At 66.3% G+C, this 22,245-nt stretch carries 12 protein-coding genes; 1 reads left to right on the top strand and 11 read right to left on the bottom strand.

What is annotated here, in order from left to right; all coding sequences use genetic code 11:
- Nucleotides 1-82: 82 nt before the first annotated feature.
- From LXM88_RS10990 to LXM88_RS10940, 11 genes are all read right to left on the bottom strand, one after another.
- Nucleotides 83-592 carry a DUF1269 domain-containing protein gene (locus LXM88_RS10990; RefSeq protein ID WP_262542131.1) on the bottom strand — a complete coding sequence of 170 codons (510 nt, stop codon included), beginning with the start codon at nt 590-592 and terminating at the stop codon, nt 83-85.
- A gap of 134 nt (nt 593-726) precedes the next feature.
- On the bottom strand, nt 727-1,944 hold the full coding sequence (gene ccsB / locus LXM88_RS10985; RefSeq protein ID WP_262542825.1) for a c-type cytochrome biogenesis protein CcsB: 1,218 nt from the start codon (nt 1,942-1,944) through the stop codon (nt 727-729).
- 161 nt (nt 1,945-2,105) lie between these two features.
- A complete protein-coding gene (locus LXM88_RS10980) occupies nt 2,106-2,939 on the bottom strand; it encodes a c-type cytochrome (RefSeq protein WP_262542128.1) in 834 nt (277 codons plus the stop codon).
- 156 nt (nt 2,940-3,095) lie between these two features.
- A complete protein-coding gene (locus LXM88_RS10975) occupies nt 3,096-4,484 on the bottom strand; it encodes a cytochrome C (RefSeq protein WP_262542126.1) in 1,389 nt (462 codons plus the stop codon).
- 157 nt (nt 4,485-4,641) lie between these two features.
- Nucleotides 4,642-6,342: a c-type cytochrome gene (locus LXM88_RS10970; protein WP_262542123.1), complete on the bottom strand. Its 1,701-nt coding sequence runs from the start codon at nt 6,340-6,342 to the stop codon at nt 4,642-4,644.
- A complete protein-coding gene (locus LXM88_RS10965) occupies nt 6,339-7,169 on the bottom strand; it encodes a hypothetical protein (protein ID WP_262542120.1) in 831 nt (276 codons plus the stop codon). Before LXM88_RS10965 ends, LXM88_RS10970 begins: the two co-directional genes overlap by 4 nt.
- Before the next feature lie 5 nt (nt 7,170-7,174).
- Nucleotides 7,175-8,014, bottom strand: coding sequence for an outer membrane lipoprotein-sorting protein (locus LXM88_RS10960; RefSeq protein ID WP_262542118.1), 840 nt, complete (start codon nt 8,012-8,014; stop codon nt 7,175-7,177).
- A 63-nt stretch (nt 8,015-8,077) separates the two neighbouring features.
- The gene (locus tag LXM88_RS10955) at nt 8,078-8,581 is read right to left on the bottom strand and encodes a hypothetical protein (protein ID WP_262542116.1); all 504 of its coding nucleotides are present in this window, start codon (nt 8,579-8,581) and stop codon (nt 8,078-8,080) included.
- Nucleotides 8,578-17,211 (bottom strand): choice-of-anchor Q domain-containing protein, encoded by an 8,634-nt coding sequence (locus LXM88_RS10950; protein WP_262542114.1) that lies wholly within the window; start codon nt 17,209-17,211, stop codon nt 8,578-8,580. Before LXM88_RS10950 ends, LXM88_RS10955 begins: the two co-directional genes overlap by 4 nt.
- 17 nt (nt 17,212-17,228) lie before the next feature.
- Entirely contained in the window at nt 17,229-18,878 is a 1,650-nt protein-coding gene (locus LXM88_RS10945; RefSeq protein WP_262542112.1) for a multicopper oxidase family protein, read from the bottom strand.
- 66 nt (nt 18,879-18,944) lie between these two features.
- Complete coding sequence (locus tag LXM88_RS10940; protein ID WP_262542110.1) at nt 18,945-20,528, bottom strand: multicopper oxidase family protein; 1,584 nt, start codon at nt 20,526-20,528, stop codon at nt 18,945-18,947.
- Between the two features lie 725 nt (nt 20,529-21,253).
- On the opposite strand from LXM88_RS10940, the gene LXM88_RS10935 reads away from it, so the two are divergent.
- Nucleotides 21,254-22,078, top strand: a complete 825-nt coding sequence (locus tag LXM88_RS10935; protein WP_262542107.1) for an IclR family transcriptional regulator — start codon at nt 21,254-21,256, stop codon at nt 22,076-22,078.
- The last annotated feature ends 167 nt before the right edge of the window (nt 22,079-22,245 follow it).

Genomic DNA, 22,245 nt, shown 5'->3' with positions numbered 1-22,245 from the left:
GGCGCATACGAACGCGTTGCCGGATATCGCGCTGCCGCGACGCCCGGCAACGTGTGCCGACCCACCGCGGCCGGCCGACGATTCAGGGAAAGGCAGGAACGGTCGGATCTTCGCCTTCGAGATGCGCTTCGGCGTGGTGAAGCTCGATCAGGTGCTCGATCTCGTGGACCCGGTCCTTCGGAATGTCGAGGATCATCAGCAGCTCGCCGCGCTCGATGCCTTCTTCGAAACGCCTCAGGCGTGTACTCGGCACGTTGACGCCGATCATCGACGCCGCCCAGGCCCCGAAGCCGGCGCCGGACAACGTGATCGTCACGAAGCCGGCACCGGCGATCGGCAGGCCCGCGGGCGGGAACGCCAGCGCGATCAGCCCCAGCAGCACCCCGGTCGCGCAACCGACCACCGTGCCGCGTGCGAGCGACGGCAGCAAGTCGCTGCGCTGCGTCAGCGTGGCCTCCTGCAAGCCATCGTGCACGACGCTGTGATTCGCGATGAAATGAATATGCCGCCACTCGACATGCAGCAACAGCAACTCGTCGACGATCGACTGCGCGCATTGCGGCGTCGGCAACAGAAAATAGATGCGTCTCATGGCGACTCCCTCACCTCACATCGGGCATGCAGCGGCCCCTCTAACGACATTCTGGTCCGGCGTGCAACCCGCTTGAAGTGGGAATGCCCACCGAAACACATGGGTAGAAGACGGTAGGACATCATGCGTGCGCGTCAAAGTCGCCCGTAGCTGTGCAGCCCGGACAGGAACATGTTGACGCCGAGGAACGCGAACGTCGTCACGAGCAGGCCCGTGAGCGCCCACCACGCGGCAGCCGCGCCGCGCAGGCCCTTCATCATCCGCATGTGCAGCCACGCCGCGTAGTTCAGCCACACGATCAGCGCCCAGGTTTCCTTCGGGTCCCAGCTCCAGTAGCCGCCCCATGCCTCGGCCGCCCACATCGCGCCGAGGATCGTCGCGATCGTGAAGAACGCGAAACCCACCGCGATCGACTTGTACATCACGTCGTCGAGCACCTCGAGCGTCGGCAGGCGATCGGCGAGCACACCGCGCTCATTCATCAGGTACGCGACCGACACCATCGCCGACAGCGCGAAGCTGCCGTAGCCGATGAAGTTCGCCGGCACGTGGATCTTCATCCACCAGCTCTGCAGCGCAGGCACCAGCGGCTGGATCTGCTGCGCATCGCGCGCGACCGAGTACCACATCAGGAAGCCGACCGCCGCGCTGATGACCAGCAGCACGAACGCGCCGAGCGAGCGCGTGCCGTAGTGGCCCTCGTAATACAGATAGAGCAGCGCGGTGATCAGGCTGAACAGGACGAACACCTCATAGAGGTTCGACACCGGGATATGCCCGACGTCGGCGCCGATCAGGTAGGACTCGTACCAGCGCACCATCAGCCCCGTGAAGCCCATCAGCACGGCGACCCACGTGAGTTTCTGGCCGATCGCGGCGCCGGTTTCCGAGCGCGCGAGCAAGCCGATCCAGTAGAAGATCGTCGCGAGCACGAACAGCGCGCTCATCCACAGGATCGCCGACTGGCTCGACAGGAAGTACTTGAGGAAGAACGCCGTATCGGCGCGCGCGAGATCGCCCTGGTAGATCTGGATCGACAGCAGCGACAGCACGGCGATCGACGCCATCGTCAGCCGCGCGGGCTTCCAGCGCCAGCCGAGCGTGACGAGCGCCGGCACGGCGCCGATCATGATCGCCTTGTCGTAGTAATCCATGCGCGCGTCGTAGTGCACGAGCACATAACCCGCGCCTACGACGAGCGCGAGTGCGAACAGCCAGTCGACCAGCGACAGGCGCGCGAGGAACGAACGGTCGTCGTCGCCCGGCTCGCATGCACGAACGGCGGCGGACGCGTGTTGTTGCCGAGACGGTAGCCTGGCGACCGACGCCGCACTGCCGCGAGGGGATTGCATCGCTTTCATGGTATTCACCGGAACGGAACCGCGCAGGGTTGGAAGAAAAAGAGGCGCCCCGCCTCGGGGAAGACGAGACACCTAAATGATCACTGCCGGCGCCGGTCGTCTGCCCGCCGCGCGGCACGTGCTGCATGCGATACCGATTCGGCGGCGCTTGCTCATTGGTCGGCCGGCGGGCTCGCCGATGGTCCGGTTTCCGGCGAGTTCGTCGGTGCACCGGCTTCCGGCTGGTTCGTCGATACACCGGTTTCCGCCGGGCTCGCCGATACGCCGGCCTCCGGCGGGCCCACCGATACGCCGGATTCCGCCGGGCTCGCCGATGCACCGGCTGCCGGCAGGTTCGCCGGTACGCCGGCTTCCGCCGGAAATGCCTCGACATAGGTCGCGACGGCGCGCATGTCCTGCTCCGTCATGTTCGCGCAGACCGACTTCATGATCGCGCCGCGTGGCCGTGTATCGGTTTCCCGGAAAATCCTGAGCTGCTTCACCACGTAGTCCGCATGCTGGCCGGCGAGACGGGGAAACCGGCTCATGCCCTCGCCATGCTGGCCATGACACCCGATACAGGCCGCGACGCCCTTGTCCGGCAGGCCTCCCACGAAAATCGCCTTGCCCGCGTCGAGCAGCGTGCGATCGCCGGCTTCGCCCGGCGCCGCCTCCTGGCCTGAAAAATAGGTGGCGAGCTCGTCGATCTGCCTGTCGGTCAGATGCGTGAAGCCCCACATGTACCGCTTCGCGTTCGGATCGGCACGCGCGTGGCTCTTGAAGTCGGTCAACTGATCGACGAGGTACTCCTTGCGCTGTCCGGCCAGCTTCGGAAACATCGGCGATACCGACACGCCGGTCGCGCCATGGCAGTTCGAGCACACCTGCAGCGCGATGGTCTTGCCCGGTACCGCCGGGTTGTCAACCTGCCGCGACCGCTCCAGGTCGTGGCAACCCGCCCCGGCCAGCACCATCGCGAGCGAGACGATATGGGCCACCTTGTTCATGTCAGCCACCTCCTTGCCGCAACTTCCTTCGCCTGCCGAATCGATTTCGTTCGACAGGGATACGTGCCCGCATCGCGACGCGATGCGAGATGCGCGACACCCGCTCGCCGCGCGTGCTTCGGTCGGTCCGGTGTGCGGGAAACGCCGGACGGGATGTCAGAACGACGCGACCCATAGATAGAGAAACAGCGTGTCGTTGTCCCTCGCATTGCGTCCCATGCCGTCGTAATTGGTCGCCGCGCCGAGGAACCGGGTGAAATGCGTGTACTGCAGGCCGACGCGCACGTACTGGATCGGTATCCAGAAGATTTCCGGCGTCCAGCCCTGCGTGTTCGGATGGAAGTTCGCGCTGCCCGAATACAGCGCGCTGTCCGGCGTGCCGGTCGTATTGAAGAACGACAGGCTCACGCCGTACTTGTTCTGGTAGATGTACGACGCCTTGAGCCGCAGCGAGTTGAGATTCGCCGACGTGCCGTCTCCCAGCACGAAGTTGTTCGGATCGTGGATGTTCTCGCGCACGTAGCGCGCCTGCGCGGTAATCGTGTGCGGCTCAAGCAGGTACTGGTACTGCGCGTCGAAACCGTAGTCGCGATAACGCGTGACACCGGTGCCGAAGATCGGGAAATTGTTCGGGTCGTTCGGATAAATTTCGGCACTGAAGCCGAACGCGCCGACCATCAGGCTATGCGGCCCCCAGTCGCGCGTCAGCGCGATGCGCGCGTACGGGTTGTAGCCGCGCAGATAGACCTGCGGGTGGACGGGATCCCCCGGCTTGTTCCCATGGCTCAGGAACGACCAGATGCCGTCGGCCGTGCTGTAGGCGGTCAGCTCGGCGTACACCAGCTTGTTCCAGTACAGGTAGGCGCCCGTGCCGACGACCTGTGTCGCAAGGCCCCCGCTTTCAAGGAGCGGCAGGTTCGGGATTTTGGCGGCCGGGCTGATCGTCGACGAAATGTACGGGTAGCCCCAGGCCGGCGCGGTGTTGAAGACGTCCTGCACGGTCGGGTTGTTGTGCACCGTCAGGCCGAGGATCAGGTCGTTCGCGCTGGAGATGATCCGGTCGACGAAGCGGAAGTCGGTGTTGTCCGACGTCCAGTGGCCTTTCCATTTTCCGTCACCGTCCTGGTGATCGTAGTTTATGTAGGTAAACTGAGCGAAACCACCGATCTTGTCGGTAATCTTCCCGGCAAGGAACACGCTCGCGAAATCGAAGATCGGCAGCGCGTTCTTCGGATTGATCTTGTTGCCACTGGAGTCGGTGTTGCCGCGCGTCGTGCTCAGGTCGCCGATGGCCATCGCGGCGATCGGAATCGTGCGCTCGCCGAGCGTATAGCCGTTCAGCTTGAACAGGCGTCCATACGGCGTGAGCTCCGGAAACTGGCCGCCGGCATGACATGCGACGCAGCTCTGCCCGGTCTGGCGCGCGAAGATCGGCAGCGCCCGCGCGGCCGACACCTGCAGCAACGCAAGCACCGCGAGCACGGCCATCCAGCCGCCACGCCTCCAGCGCGGGCGTGCGCGATGGCCGACTAGGAACGTTGTCATGGCTGTTTCCCCCCCATGCTGTTTGTCGCCCCATTCCGACGCGACATGCGCACGTCGGACGATGTCTTCATTGTGCGGAGCGCCCACGAGAACCGACATGGGGCGACTCCCTCCTTACGCGGTCTGATCCCTACTCCATCTCGGCGCGCGCGGCCGCTCAGGGGACGACCCAGCCCCCGTCGGCGGAGAGCTTCACGCGATCCGGCCCGGCGAAGCGGACGATATAGCCGCCCTTCGACGCGAAGCGCTGCCCGGGCGCGAGCGTCAGGCGCGGGTAGTAGCCGGTCAGGATGCGGCGCTCGAGCATGTCCTGGATGCGCTCGACGAGATACTCGCGCACGAACGCATCGACCAGATGGCTGAGCGTCTCGGCGAGCAGGCCGCATGCGAGATACGTGTCAGCCTGCACCTGCGGCGCGACCATCGGAATCTGCCGGATCGAGAACCAGCCGAACGCATAGTCGACGCGCACGCGCCGCCCTTCGGGCAGGTCGAATGGATAGGCGATGCGCGTCACGCCGCGCCAGCTCGTCGGCAGCGGCGTATTGTCGAGCCCGCCGAGCAGCCCCGACATGAATACCGTGTCCGTCGCGGGCGGCACGTGAGCGAGCGCCGCGAGGTCCGGCGGCCGCAGCCACAGCACGAGCACGTCGTCGCGCGGCAGCCGGCGCAACGCGCGCGCGACGCTGTCGCCGGATCCAAGCACGCGATTCGACACGGCGATGCCGTGCGCCTTCAGCGCGGCAGCCAGCGCGCGTGCGCCGCGCTCGCCGTTGTCGCCGGTGCGATAGACCTGCCAGACCGTCTTCACCGCTTGCGGCGCCGGCCGCGCACCGGCTTCGTCCAGGATGCGCTTCGCGATCAGGTCAGACTCGAGCAGCACGCCGCGCGAAAAATACACGGAGTAGAAATCGTGGTCGGTTTCGACCGGCACTTCGACGTTCGGAAACAGGCAGGGCACTGCCTCCGCCTCGCAGAAGTCGTGGACGGGCGCCCAGTTCCTGCCGCCGATCCCCGACACCACGGCCAGCACCGGCTGCTGCGCGAGAAACTGCGTCAGTTGCGCACGCCACGTGTCCGGCGGCCCCTTCAGTTCCCACACATGCAGTTCCCAGCGGCGATTGACCATGAACATCATTTTTCGCGTGGAACGCAGCGGCGGCGTCGTGCCGAACGGAAACGCGTTCTTGTCCGCGAAGTAGTGCTGCAGGACATCGAGCATGCCCGCCCGCTTCACCGGGTCCGCGTCCGGCGTGACGATCGTCGCGAAATGCAGCACCGTGTCCGTCACGCCCGACGGCTTGTGGCGGTCGAGACGCTGCAGATAGCCGGTCAGCGCGGCCATGTCGGCATCGCCGAGCGCGTATTGCGGCATCAGCCTGCCGAGCGGCTTGCCCTCGGAATCGATCCCGTCGCGCACGGCGCGCGCGAGCCGTTCTTCCGTGTACGGCTCGCGGTCGGTGCGCATGCCGGGAACGAACGGGATGTCGAGATCCTCGGCGGTCTGCGCGCGCGGATGCACCAGGTAGCGCCACGTGATCGGCGGGATGGTGTTGTTGCCCTCCTTCGAGCCCAGCCCGCTGCGCCGATGGCAATTGACGCAGGCGGCGGCGGCGCCTTGCAGGCGCACGCCGTCCTGATGCACGGCTTCGAGCGGTGCGCCCGAACCGAGGATGCCGCGCTGGAAGATCGCTTCTCCCGGGTCCGCCGGCACGACGGGCGCCGCGGCTTCGCCGCCGATCGCGTGGCCCGCGCCTGCGCACAACGCGGCCAGCACCACCCACCGCGCCAGCCACCCGCGCGAGGCCAGCGGGCGCGCCGCCGCGAGGGCGCGCAGTCGCCCCCGGATGCCGTTCATGGCCGTGGCGTCGGCCGGCCGGCGCCCGGCGGCGCCGGCGACACGCGCGCGTCGATCGACGGCGGACGGCGTCCGCCCGGCGCGACGGGCCGCGCGAAGAGCGCATCGTCGAGCGGCGGATTCAACGACACCTTGTCGATGATCAGCGTGTCCTTGGTCGTCGAAGCCGCCGTTCCGCTCTCGATCCTGAGCGGGATCTGCAGGCCGTCGATGCGCTTGAAGTTGCCGTAGTTCACCTCCACCGTGAGCGGGCCGCTCGGCCCGCGCACCTGGCGGTCGGTCTTCACGTCCAGGAACGTCCGCCCGTCGATCCACACATGCCGTACCGCGCCGGACGGCAACTTCACCGCGAGGCGGTACGCATCGTGCCCGCCGATCGGGTCGACGCCGTCCAGCGTCACGCCGATGCCCTTCGCATCGTGGTCGATCAGCGGACCGTCGATCACCTGCTCGTCGCGCGCGGACATCAGCTCGCCCGGCGAGTACGGCCGCAGGCCGGCGCTGCCGCTCGCGGCCTGCTTCCAGCCTTCGCGACCGTCGAACACGCGCACGGCCTTCTGGTTCATCACGGTGATCTCGAAGCGCGTTTTGTTCGGCCGCTTCATCGCGAGGATGAACGGCATGTCGCGCACCGGTGCGTTCGGGCTATCCACATGGCCCGACCAGACCATCGTCTGGACCTTGCGCCACGCGTCGAGCCCGCCTCTCGCCGCGATATTCTTCTCGACGATCTGGTCCACGCCGAGGCCCTGCCCCGGCAATTGCTCGCACCCGCACAAGGCCGCCATCGCGCAGCCGGCGAGCACCCACGATCCGATCCGTCCCATGGCGGTCACCTCGTCCGGATCTCGGCCGGCTGACTCGGCGCCTTCGCGAAGGTGAGCGGCGGCTTGCCGAACATCGCGTCGTCGGCCGTCGCGTTGAGCGCGACATGCTCGATCGTGATCCGGTGCGTCTCCTTGACGCCGCTCACGGCAGTCTCGAGCGTGTGCGGCATGACGAGACCGTTCTCCTTCCTGTAGTCGCGATAGAAAACCGTGACGCTGTGCGTCTTGCCGTCCAGCACGCGCGGCTCGCCATCGATCTTCAGTTCGAGGAAGCTCGACGCGTCGACCCACAGGCGGCGCGACGCGCCATCCTTCGACGTCAGCTTCAGCACATACGCGCGATGCCCTTCCACCTGCTCCGTGCCGAGCGCCTGGAGCGTGGTGCCCTTGTTCGCGTAGTCGATCAGCGGACCGTCGAGTTCGGCGGATGACGCGGCGGACTTCAGTTGCGCCGGCGTATACGGCTCGACATCGTTGCGGCCGAGGTACGGCCTGACCAGCCAGCCCTGCGAGCCGTCGTACACCTGCAGCGCGGTTTGCTGCTCGAACTGGATTTCGAGCCGGCTCTTGTGCGGACGCTTCAACGTCAGCGTGAACGGCAGCCTGACGTTCTTCTTTCCGCCCGCATCGAGCTGCCCCGTCATCCTGATCGACGACACCGCCCGCCACGCCTGCAGCCCGCCACGGGCCGCGATATTGCGCTCGGCGATCTGCGCCGCGTCCATACGCGACGCCGACGCCGCCTGCGCATTCCCCGCCGCCGAGGCCGCGGATGCGACCTGGCCGCAAGTCAAAAAGCCGGCGGCGCACGCCACCGAAATCGACTTGAAAAGAAACCGGTTCATGACTGCTCTCCCCGCATGCAGGCCGTCCGTTGCCGATGCACGGCGGCATGCGCATGGTTGTGATTACTCGACCACCAGCCCGTCGATATGCAGCGAATCGATCAGGATGCTGACCCGTTCGCCGCGCTTGATCGGCCCTCCCTTGTTGGAAAACACCATCCAGTATTCGTGTCCGGTCTCCAGCTGACCGGTTTGCCGCAGCGCGCCGATCTGGTCCATCACCGGAATCACGAGCAGCGCGTGGCTCGTTTCGCCGTACAGATAAACGGTCGCTTTGGTGTCGCCGAGCAGCCGCGCCTTCTCCGGATCGGTCACGCGGTAGCTGAAGCGGATCAGGTTGCCCGACGCGGTGCTGCGCACGTGCAGGTCGTCGATGCCCTTCCCCATCTGGTAATAGGCCTTTGCCTGCCGCGGCAGGCTCACCGGCACGTAAGGCGAGTGCCGGCGGGCCGCCGGCTCGGCCGGCGCATCCTGCCCGGCCGCGGCCGCCTGAGGCCGGACCGCGGCGAGGCAGGCGCCGCCCGCGAGCAGCAGCATCGTCGCCGCACGGAAGGCTGAATGCTTCATTGCAGCGCTCCCGCGAGCGGCACGGGCGGCGCCGGCAGCCGCGGCGGCGTGCGCGGTTGCGCACGCGTCTGCGTTTGCGCGCGGTTGCGCGGCGGCGTCTGAGCCGGGTTCTGCAACAGCACGCCCGACTGCGGCCGCGCCAGCGCCGGAGACTGCGTCAACGCACCTGCCGGCAGCGGCCGCGCCCGCGGAGCCAGCCGCAGCGCACCGGCCAGCGGCCGCCGCAGTGCCGGGGCGCGGATCTGCGCCGGGAACCCGCCGCCGTTGAGCAGGCCCGCGATCCCGCCGAAACCCGGCGGGACAAGAGCGGCCAGGCCGGTCGGCTGGCTGCCCAGCGCGAGCGGATCGATCGGCGTACCGCCGCCTAGCAGGCCGCCGAACAGGCCCGGCGCTACGTACTCGACAGCACCGATGTCGTAGCCGTTGGCTTGCGGCCGCCGCGTGCCGAAGATGTCGTGATTCGGCGCGCCGGCGCCCGTGGCCGCCCCGATCGCCGGCGACGTGCCCTTGATCGAGTAGTTGCCCATCATCACGTTGTAACCCGCACTGCCCGGCGTGAGCGCCTCGTTGAACAGCGACAGCGGCCCGTACGACATGTTGATCCACTGGTTGCCTTCATCCGGCGTGGCCGTCGGCATCAGACCGAACAGCGGGTTCGGCATCACCGCGTCGGCAATCCCGGGCGGCACGGCAAAGCCGTTCCCGCCGGCTTCCGGCGGCACCCGCGAACCGTTGCAGTACTGGCCCACCGTCTGCGGATCCGCCGCGATGTTGGTCGCGCCGTAGCCCGCCGTGCTGGTCATGATCGAATGCCGCGGGTTCATGGTCAGCCCGGACTGGTGATTGGCCGGCCCGGTGTCGCCGTACGCGCCGATGTCCCAATAGAACGGCGGGGTCGTGCCGCCCGTCACGCAGAAGCCTGTCGACTGCCCCTTCTGGTTCAGGACCGGGTTCAACGTGACCGCGTTCTGCACGCCGGGTATGTTCGGGTTCGGCTGCGAACTCACCGAGATGTAGAACGAGCGGTTTTGCCAGAACAGGTTGTTGGTCAGCACCGGGTTCGAGAACTTCGTGCAGTTCGGCTCATTCGGGGGACAACGGACTTGCCCCCTGAAATTCGCGGGCGGGACGAACGCGGCCAACAGATTCTGCGTATGACCCGCCGTCTCCAGCCCGGCCGGTTGCTGCGTCGATGCCTCGATGAAGCTCGTGCACGTCGAGTCCGCGCTGTTCGGGCTGCTCGTGCATCCCGGCGGCGGCACGTTCGACTGCGACGCGGCCGGCGTATTGAAGAGCACGCCCGCCGACGCCGTCGCATCGTTCGCGATCACCGTGTTGTTGACGAAGTGCACGCGCACCGCATCCTGCAGCGACACGCCGCCGCCCGACCAGCCGGCCACGTTGTCCGCGATGATGTTGTTGATCACGCGCACCTCGTACCACTTGTTCGGGTTGCCGAGATTGCGTTGCACGTCCGTGCCGTTGACGTTCTGCAGCCGCAGGCCGCCGCCCTTCCCGCTTTCCGCCGTATTGCCCATGATCAGGTTGCCGTCGATCACGAGATCCGGGCCGATGCCGTCGGACAGCTGCGGCGCGCAATCGACGTCGACGAGCGAGTTCTCGCAGAACGTGCCGTCGGGCGGCACCCCCTGCGCGATGATCCCGCCGCCATACGTCGGCAGCGTCGGGTTGTTGCTCTGGTTGAACAACACGACGTTGTGCGACAGGTCGCCGTTGTAGCTGAACCCGAAGTGCGCGACGCCGCCGCCGTCACCGCCGCTGATGTTGCCGCAGACCCAGTTGTAGTTGAAGCGGTAGTAGTCTGCGCCCGAGCACAGGGTCACGCCGCCGGCCGCCGATGGCGTGGTCGAGTTGATCTCGTCGCCGTACGACGCGTTTCCTGTGACGGCGTTGTGGTGAACGTTGACGTACGTGTTGTACATGAACGGCAACTGCGTCAAGCCGTCCGGGGCGATGGTGCCATCCGGCACTTCGACCTGGCCGACCGTGATGCCGCCCGACAGCGTGCCCGCATTGCCGGTCACGCGGTTGTTCGATACCTCCGTGTAATGGTTCCAGCCGTGCAGGAAGATCCCGCCGCCGCCCTGCGAGCTGTTGGTCACCGTGATCCCGTCGATGCGCGACGGGTTGCACAGGAAGTTGCTGTAGTTCGGGTTGTTCGGGTCCGTCGTGCAGTCGTGCTTCGTGAGCAGCGTGCAGATGCCGTTCGCGGTGCAGTTCGTGCTCGGCTGCACGCCCTTGGCCAGCACCGTGATGCCCGCGCCTTCATACGCGCCCATCAGCGACGGCTCCATCAGCAACTCGCCCAGATTGCCGTTTTGCATGCTGTCCCAACCGATCGTCGGCTCGAACGGGATCGGATCCACGTGCCCCTGCATCTGCGTCGAGCATTGATAGGTGCCCGACGGGTCGTACGGGTTGTTGGTCGGCGAGATCGGCTTCGTCGGATCGTACGCGGGCGAAATCTGCCCGCCGTCCAGCGACGTGCCGAACACGCACGCGATCAGCCGGCGCCACGGATCGAGCTTGCCGGACGGATGCGTGTTCGCATTGACCGTCACCGACGCGGCGCCGACGCCTTGCAGCCGCACCGGCTTCCACATCACCAGCATCTCGTTGTACGTGCCGGGACCGACGACGATCATGTCACCCGCGCTCGCATTGTTGATCGCGGTCTGGAGCGCATTGCTCGCGCCGTTCTCGCCGCTCACGTAGGTCGGCGCCTTGCCGCCGATCGTCACCGTGATCGCATCGATCGACCGCTTGCCGTTGCCGGCCGTGATCACGAGCTCGCCGCACTGCGTCGCGGGCGCGCCCATCTGCTGGATCGTGCAGGTCGACGGCACCGTCAGCGACGGGAGCGCCGGAATGCTCAGGTCGGGCGCGAGCACGACGATCTTCGAGTCGCTCCACGACACGACTTGCGCATTGACCCCCGCGATCGTGACCGTGCCGGTGCCCTGCGTGTCGCCGAAGCCGTAGTGGCGCGTGACGAACTTCTGGTTGAACGGCGCCGTGCTCTGGTTCGGTCCCGTGTACGCATGGTTCGGCACCTGCTGGTCGCCCAGCGCGGTGATCGTCAACTGGTTGCCGGGTGCGCTGACCCACGGGCCCGCACCGGCACCGATCGTGTCGCCGGTCACGCTCGAGATCGCCGGCGTCGCATCCGGATACGCGCAGTCGGGCTGGTTGTAGCCATCGGCGAAGGCCTGCACCGGCACCACCGGCGTATCCATGTACTGCGTCTGTCCGGGCATGAACGGAATCTCGTAACAGAACTGGCTGTATGCCGGGTTGTACAGCGGGTCCGACATCGTCTTGCCGGGGTGCTGCGGATCGGGGATCGGGCCCGGATCGTTCATGCACGCGACCATCATCGTCGGCGCATAACCGGTCGGGTTCGGGGGGTTCACTTCCCAGGTCGAGAACGTCAGTCCGTTGTAGATACCCCATTGATCCGAGTAGGTGCGCGAGATTTCGTTGCCGGAGAAATCCTTGAACGAGATCGGCACGTTCGGCACCGCGAACTTTTCGCCGAACTGCGGCGAGTACGGATCGAACTCCGACGAGAAGTCGTCGAGCATGAAGCCCGTGTAGTGCGCGGTGACATGCGTCGAGCTGAAGATCCAGAACTTCGCGAGCACCGATTCCTCATCGGTGAGCATCACCTCCTTGCGATCGCACAGATGCCGGGACGCACCCGCGAACGGCGCGACTTCCTTCGAGCCCGGGAACAGGCTCATGTAGTCCGGCACGATGCGCAACTCGCCGACGCACGGCCAGAACCGCTCGACGCTGCCGGTGTCGCCTTCGGCATGCGGCGTCGAACCGAGGTTCGTGGTCATGTTCTGCGCGTTGTTCTTGTTGTACGTCGAGTTCACCGCGGCCTGGTCAGGGAGGATGAAGATCGCGCCGATCCCGCCGAACTGCTGCGTCACCGGGGCGATGTAGTTGTCGCCGATCAGGATGTTCTTGTCTTCCTCCTTCACCAGTTCGTAGCCCGGCGGCACGATGATCTCGACCACGTACTTGCCGGCCGGCAGCATCGGCGTGCCGTCGACGGGGTTCTTCCCGACGCAGATCGTGCAGTTCGACGCGACCGGCTTGCCGTTCGCATCCGTCGAGGTCACGCTCGGGAACTTGTACATCCCGTCATACGGCGCCGGCTGGATCTGGTTGAACACGTGCATGCCGTCGTAGCACTTGTACTGCGCGTTCGCGGGCAGCTGGCGATGTTGCGGGTCGAGCCAGTTGGTGCTGTTCTTCAGCGTGAAGTAGAACGGGTCGTTCGGATCCTGGCCCGGGCAGTTCATGTTTGGCGTCGCGCCGTCCGCGCGGAAGCCCTGCGCCCAGTCGTCCCAGCTCGCCGTCTTGGTCGTATCGACCAGCGTCAGGTTGGTGGTGCCGTCCGTCGCCGTGCCCTCCTGGTACAGGTTCACCGTGACGTTCGGCACGTTGGGGGTCCACTTCGTGTGGATCAGCAGCGTCGGATCGTCGAACGGCCGCGTCGACGCATAGATCACCTCGCCGCGTATCCCGCCGTTCTCGCCCTTCGCGAACGGCGTCTTGCCGTACTCGATGAACGAGTTCTGGCCGGAGAAGCCCTGCCATGCCTCCGTGCCCGCCCAGGGCGGATCGACCCGCCCGGTCGAGCCGCTGCCGGTCGACGCGCAGTCCGCGTCCGCGCAATACCGGGCGCCCGGCACTTGCAGGTTCGCGGGCAGCGGCACGGTTTCGACCGTGTTCGCGAAGTTCGCGGCCAGCGTCGAATTCCCGCTGCCGGGCACGCCGGTGCCGTCCACCGGACCGCCCGCGTCATACACCACGTGCGTGCCGGTCGACTTGAAGCGCGTCAGGTCGTCGTCGACCACATACCAGTTGAACAGCGGGAAGATCTCGTTGAACGGCGCATAGCCGTTGGCGTCGGTCGAATTGAAGTTCGAGAAGCTGCCGTCGCGGAACCGCATGTTGACCGAAGCCAGCGCGATGCCGGGGTCATCCGGATGCGAGACGCCGTCGCCGTGCAGGTCGATGAAGGTCCGCGTATAGAGGTTCGTCTGCCACTGCAGCACCGACAGGTCGCCGACGTCGACCGTCGTGCTCCCGTTGGCCGCGGGCAGCTGGACCGCCTTGGCCAGCCCGTCGACGATCTGGTCGTTCCATTGATCGAACACGGTGATGCGCGTTGTGCCGCTCGGCAAACCGCTGATCGTGAACCGCCCCTGGTTGTCGCACTTCGTGAAGCCATAGTCCTCGCCGTCCGGATCGCCGACGCTCACATAGCATTGCGAGAACGCCAGCGAATCGTGCGACCCGCTGCTGTACAGGTTCTCGTTCGGCGGACGGCCGTAGTGCAGGTTCGTCACGCGGCCCGTGATCGTGTTCGGGCATGCGCCTTTGTCGCACAGCCCCGTCTTGGCCGCGTTGGTCCTGCGCGCGTTGATGATCTTCGGATTCGCGAAGCCGATCGACACGTGATAGCCGGCCGGCCCGAACTCCTGGAAGTACGCGGGGCCGCCGACCTTGACGAACGCGTCATGCGCCTTCTGTCCGTCGAGCGTGTTGGTCTGCAGCCATTCCTCGCCGCGGCCAATGCGGTCGGCCGCCGGTGTCGCGATCACGCCGTAGCGGCCCGGCATCAGGTTGGCGATGACAGCCTGGCCGACGAGCGGCGACAGCGTCTTGCCATCCGATTCGTATTTCGGGCAGGTCGGAATCATGCCGACCAGGCCGTCGGTCGCCGTCGTGATCGGGCACGCATTGAGCCCGGTGAGCGGGTCGACGGTGCCCTGCAGCGAATTCGACAGCGGCATGTTGAACATGTCGTAGCTCATCTGCCCGGTCGGGTCGCCGGTGCCGCCGGCATCGTCCCAGAGCTTGACCTCGAATCCGCCGAGCCCCGGCTCGCGCGCGGTGCCGAATCCGTCGGACCCGCCGCTGACATCCACTTCGCCGTTCAGCGGCGCATCGTCCTCGAACACGAACACCGACAGCTTCGCGGTCTGGTACGGCGTCTCCGTCAGCAGCACGTTGAGCTGCCCGGCCTGTCCGGCGGCCGTCTGCCCGGCCTTCGCGGCCGCGACCTGCGCGGGCGAAATCGGCGCGCCGCCCATGCTGTGGCCGCACTTGCCGGTGCCCGGCGCGAAATCCGCACCGCTCGGACCCGACGGGCAGTCGAGCGCGATGCTGAATGGCCGCGTGGTGTTGGGCGGCACGCCGCCGCCGTTCGTGAACGTGTTGCCGGCATCGCCGGGCAGGATCGAGATGTAGTAATGCTTGGTCGGATCGAGCGCCACGTACTTCGGATCGACCGGCGTCTGTTGCGTGACGTTCGGGCCGGTACGGCACACGCCGTTGCCGACGTCGCACACGGTCGCCACGTGCGTGTTGGTGACCGGGTCGTACACGGTCTGCCCGGATTCGCATGCCACGGTGCCGACGCAGCCCGCCGCCACCACCGGCATGTAGCTCGTGTGGAAGTTCGTGCCGAGACTCGGAACCGGCAGCGGCGGGCAGTTCGCCGGCCGCGCCGTCGCCGAATTCACCTGGCAGGCCGGATCGATCTGCATCGTGCGGTCTTCCTCGATGATCCAGCGGTAGTCGGTGAGCTGGACCGCCTTGTTCGGCGCGGTCGCATCCGGCGCCATGCTCGGCGCATCCATCACGTTCACGACCAGCCCGCTGCCGGGATTGAAGGTCACGGTCACCGTCCCTGCATTCGCGCTCGTCTGCTTCTGCGTATTGGTGACCTTGTACTGGAACGTCATCGTCTGCGCGGCCGCACCGTTGCCGGCCAGCGGCGCCGTCGTCGGCACCGCGGTAAACGAGCCGTCCGGGTTCAGCGTCACGGTGCCGTTCGTCGCGCTCGACGCGACGATCTGCGCGGTGAGCGGCAACCCGGCCGGATCGCTCGCGCTGGCGAGCACGCCCGGCGCGCCGACCTGGATTTGCGACGCGATGTTGCTCGCGAAACTCGCATTGCCCGCGGTGGGGACCGACAGGCACTTGTTGCTCGTGGTGCAGGCAGTCAACGTCACCTTCGCCGTCACCGGCGGCGTGCCGTTGGTCGACTGATAGACGAAACTGTCGTTCGTCGCGCTGCTCGACAAATAGGTGAACGTACCATCCGTGTTCAGCGTGAGCGTGCCGCTCGCGGGCGGCGTCTGGACCTTCACGCCGTACACGCCGGAGTCGCTCGCGATCACGCCCTTGGCCGGATCCGACACGGCGAGCGTCGTGCCCGGCACGAAGTAGTAGTTCGCGCCCGCGGCGGTCGGCGTTTCGCCGATGCCGGCGGTCGCCGACGGCTGGGCGTTGTTGACCGCGATGTAGCCTTGCATCCCGCCATCGCGCATATTGTTGGTCGACAGGCTCAACTCGCGGTCGTACACCGGCATCGCACCGGCGGCCGGCGCGTTCACCATCACGTCGTAGGTCTTGCCAGCCGCCATGAACACGGCGTTCTGGATGCGCGCTGCGCCGGGCAACACGTTGCCGTCCTCGGCGATCAGCGCGAAGCCGGGAACGGCCGGATTGCCCGTTTGCGAGCCGACCACGGCCGGAACGTGCATGCGCAGCCCGGCGTTCACCAGGCGCACGAGCACCTGCCCGGTCGACGCCGCCACGGTCGCACTCGGCGCAAAGGCCGACGCGTTCGGGTTGGTGCGATCGAAGGCCACGCCGTTGATCAGGTAATAGCGCGGATCGTAGTTCACCACCGGCGGATAGCAGGTGCCGAACGTGATCGACTTCGAGTCGCCGCACCCGCCGGGCTGACCCGACCACGCGGCGGTTTCGCTGAAGCCCTTGGTCGCGACGGCCGCGGCAACCGCGGCATTCTGCACCGGATCGATCTCGCCCATCACGAGCGGCACGTCGGCGTCATAGCAGGACGCCGTATTCGGATAGGCCTGGTTCGTCGATGCGCACGTCGAACTGGGGACGCTCGGGCTCTTTACCACCAGCACCCCGTAGAGGCCCATCGGCCCCTGGATCGACGGGTGCGTGCCCGACTCGAGCAGGTAGGTGCCGGGCTTGAGATTGGCCCAGGTCAGCGTCGTGTGCGATTTCGGATCGGTCGACGGCGCCACCTCGGTCCCGAACGACTCGACGCGCGGCCCTTGCGCGGGCGGCACGAACGATGCCATCGGCGCGGTCGACGTCGCCGTGACGATCGGCCAGGTCGTGGCGGTCTGCGTCGGATGGGCCGGGCTCGGCGTGGTCGTCGGCTTGTCGCCCAAGCCACCGCCCAGCTGGCCGACGATGACGAGCGAGGTCGGCACGGGCGCCGGCAGGTTGTTCGTCAGGTTGATCTGCAACTGCCCTGCCGGCACGGTGATCACCACCGGCGACCAGTTCGCGCCGGCGGCCGGATTCGCCGCCGCGCAGGTGGCATTCGCGGCCGGCACCGTCGCGACGGCGGCCGGCGTGCAGCTGTAGCCCCACATCGGCACGGACTGCCCGTCCGGCATCAACGCCGTGGACGCCTTCGCCGTCAGATTGACGACCGATTGCGCGAAACATGCTTCGCCTGCCGTCAGCAAAATGGATGCCGCGACCCCCGCCTTGAACAGATCAAGGAGCGTCGCCGTGAGCTTGGTGGATCTCATCGCCTTTCTCCCCACCCCTAATTGGATTCGTCGATCGGAAATACCGGAGGATCAACGAGCATCATCATCATCATTCCGCCGGGGAAGATGTTGTTCGTCGTGATCTCGCGCTCGTTATGCGAGTGCCACATGAACGCGAAGCCTGCTTCCGTTGCTGCCGGGTTCAGCTGTACGCCGCTCGGCGGCGTCGTCCCCGTCGGGGCCGTTGCTCGCGTAGTGGCGTCCGGACCGAGATACGGACTGCCGCCATACCAGGCGCCGTTGGTCAGGATGTTCGAGTCCGGCAATGTGACCGGCCCGCCGCTGGCGACCTTGCCGAACGGCGCCTTCTCGAGCGCCTTGCCATGGTCCTGGCACCACTCGTAGTAGTTCGGCGCGTTGCGCGGGGCCGGCGGATTCGACGCCGTCGTGTAGTAGCCGTTCGCGTCCGGCACGCAGACGGAGCCGTCGCCCGCGTAGTGCCCGTAGACGTCCCAGTTCAGGCCCTTGCCGGTCCAGTAGAAGATCCCGTCCATCGTGACGCCCGGCGTCGTGGTGGTCGTGAACAGCAGCGGGCCGGCCGGCAGCCGCGGGTTCGCCGGGTGGCTCGGATCGACCGGGGTGAGCAACAGGTTGCCGTCGCGCGCCAGCACGCGCACGTGATTGCCGTGCTCGTGGAACGGATGCTGCCAGCGGCCGGTGCCGATGATCCGCAGCAGCACCAGTTCGCCCGGATGCATGTGCGGGTTGCCGTTGTACGGCTGGTGCGGGTACTGCGGCGCGTAGTTCGGATCCATGTCGTCCGGCATCGAACGGCCGTTGACCATGAAATAGGCCGGGTGATAAGGCTCGGTCTCGACGGTCATGCAGCCGGTCGGTTTGGTGCACGACGTATTCGCCGCGACCTGCTGCTCCGCCTGCTGATGGATGCGCGGATCCATTTCGGAGAACTGAAAAAGATACTCACGGTCATAGCAGGCTGCGCTGTTGTCGAATGCCGCCACTGCGTTGCGGAAATCGTGCTGGCCGAACGGTCTGCCCGAATCCGGCAGCGCCATGCAGCCCGCCGTGTTGACCGCCGTGTTCGGCAGCACGATGATCGCGCCGTACAGGCCCATCTCGATCTGCAGATCGCCCTGCGTGCCGCTGTAGTACGTATGCGTGCCCGGCGTCGCCGCGACGAACGTGTAGGTGACCGTCGCGCCGTGCTGCGCTTCCTGCCCCAGCAGCCCGGCAACGCCGGAGGTGCCGGTGCAGGTCTTGCCGTCCGGGCTCAGGGTCCCGGTGCACACGACGAAGCCGGGAAACAGCATCGACGTGTTGCCGGCCGCCGCCGGCAGGTTGTTGGTGAGCGTCACCGTGATGATGTCGCCCTGCCTGACGATCAGCGTCGGACCGGGAATCTGCATCGTCGGACAGGTCGCGCCGGCAATCGTCGACGGCGAGAAGACGACCGGCGTCGCGCTGGTCGCCGCGCAGCCGTAGCCCCACGAATAGACGCTCGTGCCATCGGGCTGCGTGATGCGCGCCTCCTGGGCAGTGAGGTTGAATACCTTGCCGGTAATGCCCGGCGCCGCAGCTTGCGCGTGCATCGACAGCAACGCGGCGAGCGTCGCAGCGCCGACGCGGGCGAGCCGTCCAAGGCGGACGAGCGTCGCGGTCCACGCATGGTGAGTGATGTGTCCCACGGCTTTTCTCCTCAGTGCAGGACTTCCCGGCCGGACCTGCCCGACGACTCGGGCAGGCCCAGGTCATCAAAGAGTGCAATGCTTCGTGATCGGATCCACCGCACTGCAGATGTGAACCTCGGTCATCAGGCCGCCGAAATTCTCCTGATCGTTCGACAAGTGATCGAGGTTCGGCGTGTACAGATAGAAAATCTGGCCCGAGTGGTATTTCGACTTGTCGCTCGCGTCGAGAATCAGGTCGAGCGACTCGCCGCCACCGAGCGTGATCGAGTTCGTGTCGTAGGCCATGTTGTTGCCGGCCATGTCGCGCAGCATGCGGGCATTGATCGCGACCACGTGCATCGGAATGCCGAGCGATGCCAGCGTCTGGTATTCGGTCACGTCGAGATCCGAGATCCGCAACAGCGCGCGGCCGCCGGCCGGGATGTTGATCAGCGTCGACAGCGGCTGCGACGGATGCATCGAGCTGTCCGACGCGGGCGTCGACATCGCTCCTTCAGTCACCGTATCCGGATAGCTGCGGCCGTTCAGCAGGAAGAACTTGTCCCTCATGTCGGTGAACGGCTCAGGATTGAACGTCATGCCGACGAAGTGGAAATTCGGATCGAAGCCGTGGATCTGGATCGGGTACTCGACGTCGTACGCGGTCGAGCCGTCGCCGTCGTTGTACGCGTAGAGCGACAGCGTCTCCGGCACGGTCGGCGGGATGTTCGCGTTCGCCGCGCGCACCAGGCCGTTGTTCCGCGGCGGCAGCGGCGTCGAGCACAGGATGTCGTTGCCGCAGCGCGTGCGCAGGTCCGACTGCTGCGTCACCAGCGCCTCGTACAGCGAGACGCCTTTCGGCACGCGGTCCTGGCGCGGCCGCACGTAGATCTGGCCGACCATGCCCATCTGCAGGTGTTCCGGCGGCGTGATGTGGCAGTGCCAGAAATAGGTGCCCGCATCCGGCGCGAGATAGTAGTACGTGAAGCTCGCGCCGATGTTGATCGCGACCGACGCATCCGGCACGCCGTCATAGAACGACGACGCGTTCGGATAGCCGTGGAAGTGCACCGTGTGCCGTTCGAACAGGTCCGGGCGCATGATCATCCCGACGTTCGTGAGCGTGAGGAAGAACTCGTCGTCCTCGTCGATCGCCATCAGCGGCGCCGGCTGGTTGCCGTTCATCACGCCGATGTCCATGATCGGGCGCGGGTCGACGTGGCCGGTGAGCGCACCGCCGGCATCCGGATCGGGGGCAAGGCCGACCGCGCCGTTGTAGGTCGAGTCGGTTCTGGGGTCGCCGACGGTGTTGAACACCGACGCGAGCTCCGTGCCGGGCAGGCCGGCCTTGATGTCCGCGAGCCCGGACAGCGGGCCGAACGCGAACAGGTAGGTCTGCACGCCGTTGGCCATCGTGGCGTAACCGTCGCCGCCCGAGATCTGCTGGCACTTGATCGCGCCGTTCACGGCGCCGGTCGACGTGGAATTCTGGCCCGTGAAGGACGGCTGCTTGTACGCGGGCTCGCCGACGCCGGGCGCCAGCGCGGTCGGATGGGACGGCGTGGTAGGCGGGCATTGAACACGAAACGACTGGGCAAACGAAGGAGCGGCGCACAAGAGGAGCAACAGTGCCGCCACACTGCTGCAATACGCGCGGGTACTGAACATATGACCTCCATCCTAGGGGTCAACCAGCGATACGCGCTGGACGTCATGATCTGCTGCTGACGCGGGCTGGCGACCTCATCGCACTGACCCGTATCTGGATTCTGCAGATGCGCGCGTCGGCCCGGCATGGGTCACCCCCCTACTTTTGCGTAGGGGGGGCCCGGCGAGCGGGGGTGTCATGCTGCTTATGGCGGCGGGTGCGGGGTACAGGCGGGAAGGAAGATCGACGGCGTATTGTGGAAATCGTCCCGATAGCCGAAATTAATTAGAATCATGGGCCGGGCGATGTCGGGCGCGTCGAAAGGCGCGGACTTTGCTGCCGCGGAACGGTGTTCGTTCGATCCTGTCCGACTGGACTGTCGCCGGAAAACGGGCAAAAAAAAGCGCCACGGAGACCGTGGCGCTAAAAAAGTTCTAGCCATTCCGAGGGCCGTGCTAGAACCTGAGAGACTGCGCGAAACATCGTTGCCGGTTAAACTCTTGAAACGATGTTTCGAAAACGTGAGACATTCTTTCCGTTTCCGCCCGACAAGTCAAGCGGTATTTGCACCGGGTCATGTACTTTCCGGCAATGCTCGTTTGAGCGTTTTCCTAATAAACCAAGGGTGAACCCGCAAAATCTCATCAAATGACCAGTTCACCCGCAGAACATGCATCTTTTGACAATCGTCCTACAATACCAACAAAATTGAAATCGAGTTTCGGAAAAAGAGAGAGAGTCCCTCGTGTCGACAACTGTAATCCCTCCCGCGTCCCGGGACCGTGAATCGTCGCCCGACGAGATCACAGCGCTCGCCCGCGGCCTTGCCGTGCTCCGCCGCATCGCGGCTGCCGACGCCCCCGTCAGCAACCGCGAGCTGACCGAATTGACCGGCATCCCGAAGCCGACGGTATCGCGCATCACCGCGACGCTCGTCAGCGCCGGCTTCCTGTTCCAGTTGCCCGACAGCGAGCGCTTCGTGCTCACCGCGTCGGTGCTCGAGCTGAGCCACGGTTTCCTGCGCAACTTCGACATCCGCGCGCGTTCGCGGCCGTTCATGATCGAGCTGGCCGAACGCACGTCGCTGTCCGTGCACCTCGCGGTGCGCGACCGGCTCGACATGGTCGCGATCGACGTGATCCGGCCGCGCTCGGCCGTGCTCGTCACGCGCCTCGAGATCGGCTCGCGGATGGACATCGCGCGCACGGCGGTGGGCCGCGCGTATCTCGCGGCGCTCGAGGACGACGAGCGGCGCCTGCTGCTCGACTCGCTGCGCACGACGGCGGGCGACGACTGGCCGCACGTGTCCGCAAGGCTCAATCCCGCGCTCGACGATGCGATGCGCGAAGGCCATGCGATCGCGATCGGCGAATGGCGCGAGGGCCTGAATGCGGTCGCGGCCGGTTTCGTCGGCCCGTCCGGCCAGCGCTATTCGGTGAATTGCGGCGGCGCGTCGCACCAGTGTCCGCCCGAATGGCTACAGGAACATGTCGTGCCCGCACTGCACGAATGCATCGCGAAAATCACGCGCGAGATCGGCGGCGCGCCGGCCCGGCGCATCGGCGTGTAATCGTTCCGTCATCGTCCTGTCGCGCTCTGTCGAGTTCTGTAACGACCGTAACCCGTTGAAAGATAGACCGCTGGACTGTAACGGGGACGGCACGTACGATCATGCCCATCGTCGCGCCGCATTCGCGGTGCGCACAGCTCTTTTCCCGCGCGGGCCGGGAGGGCCCC

It is taken from the genome of Burkholderia sp. S-53 (assembly GCF_025560745.1).
In the GTDB taxonomy this organism is placed as follows: domain Bacteria; phylum Pseudomonadota; class Gammaproteobacteria; order Burkholderiales; family Burkholderiaceae; genus Burkholderia; species Burkholderia pyrrocinia.
Note: the sequence above shows the minus strand (reverse complement) of the source record. Positions and strands in the feature narration are given on the sequence as shown.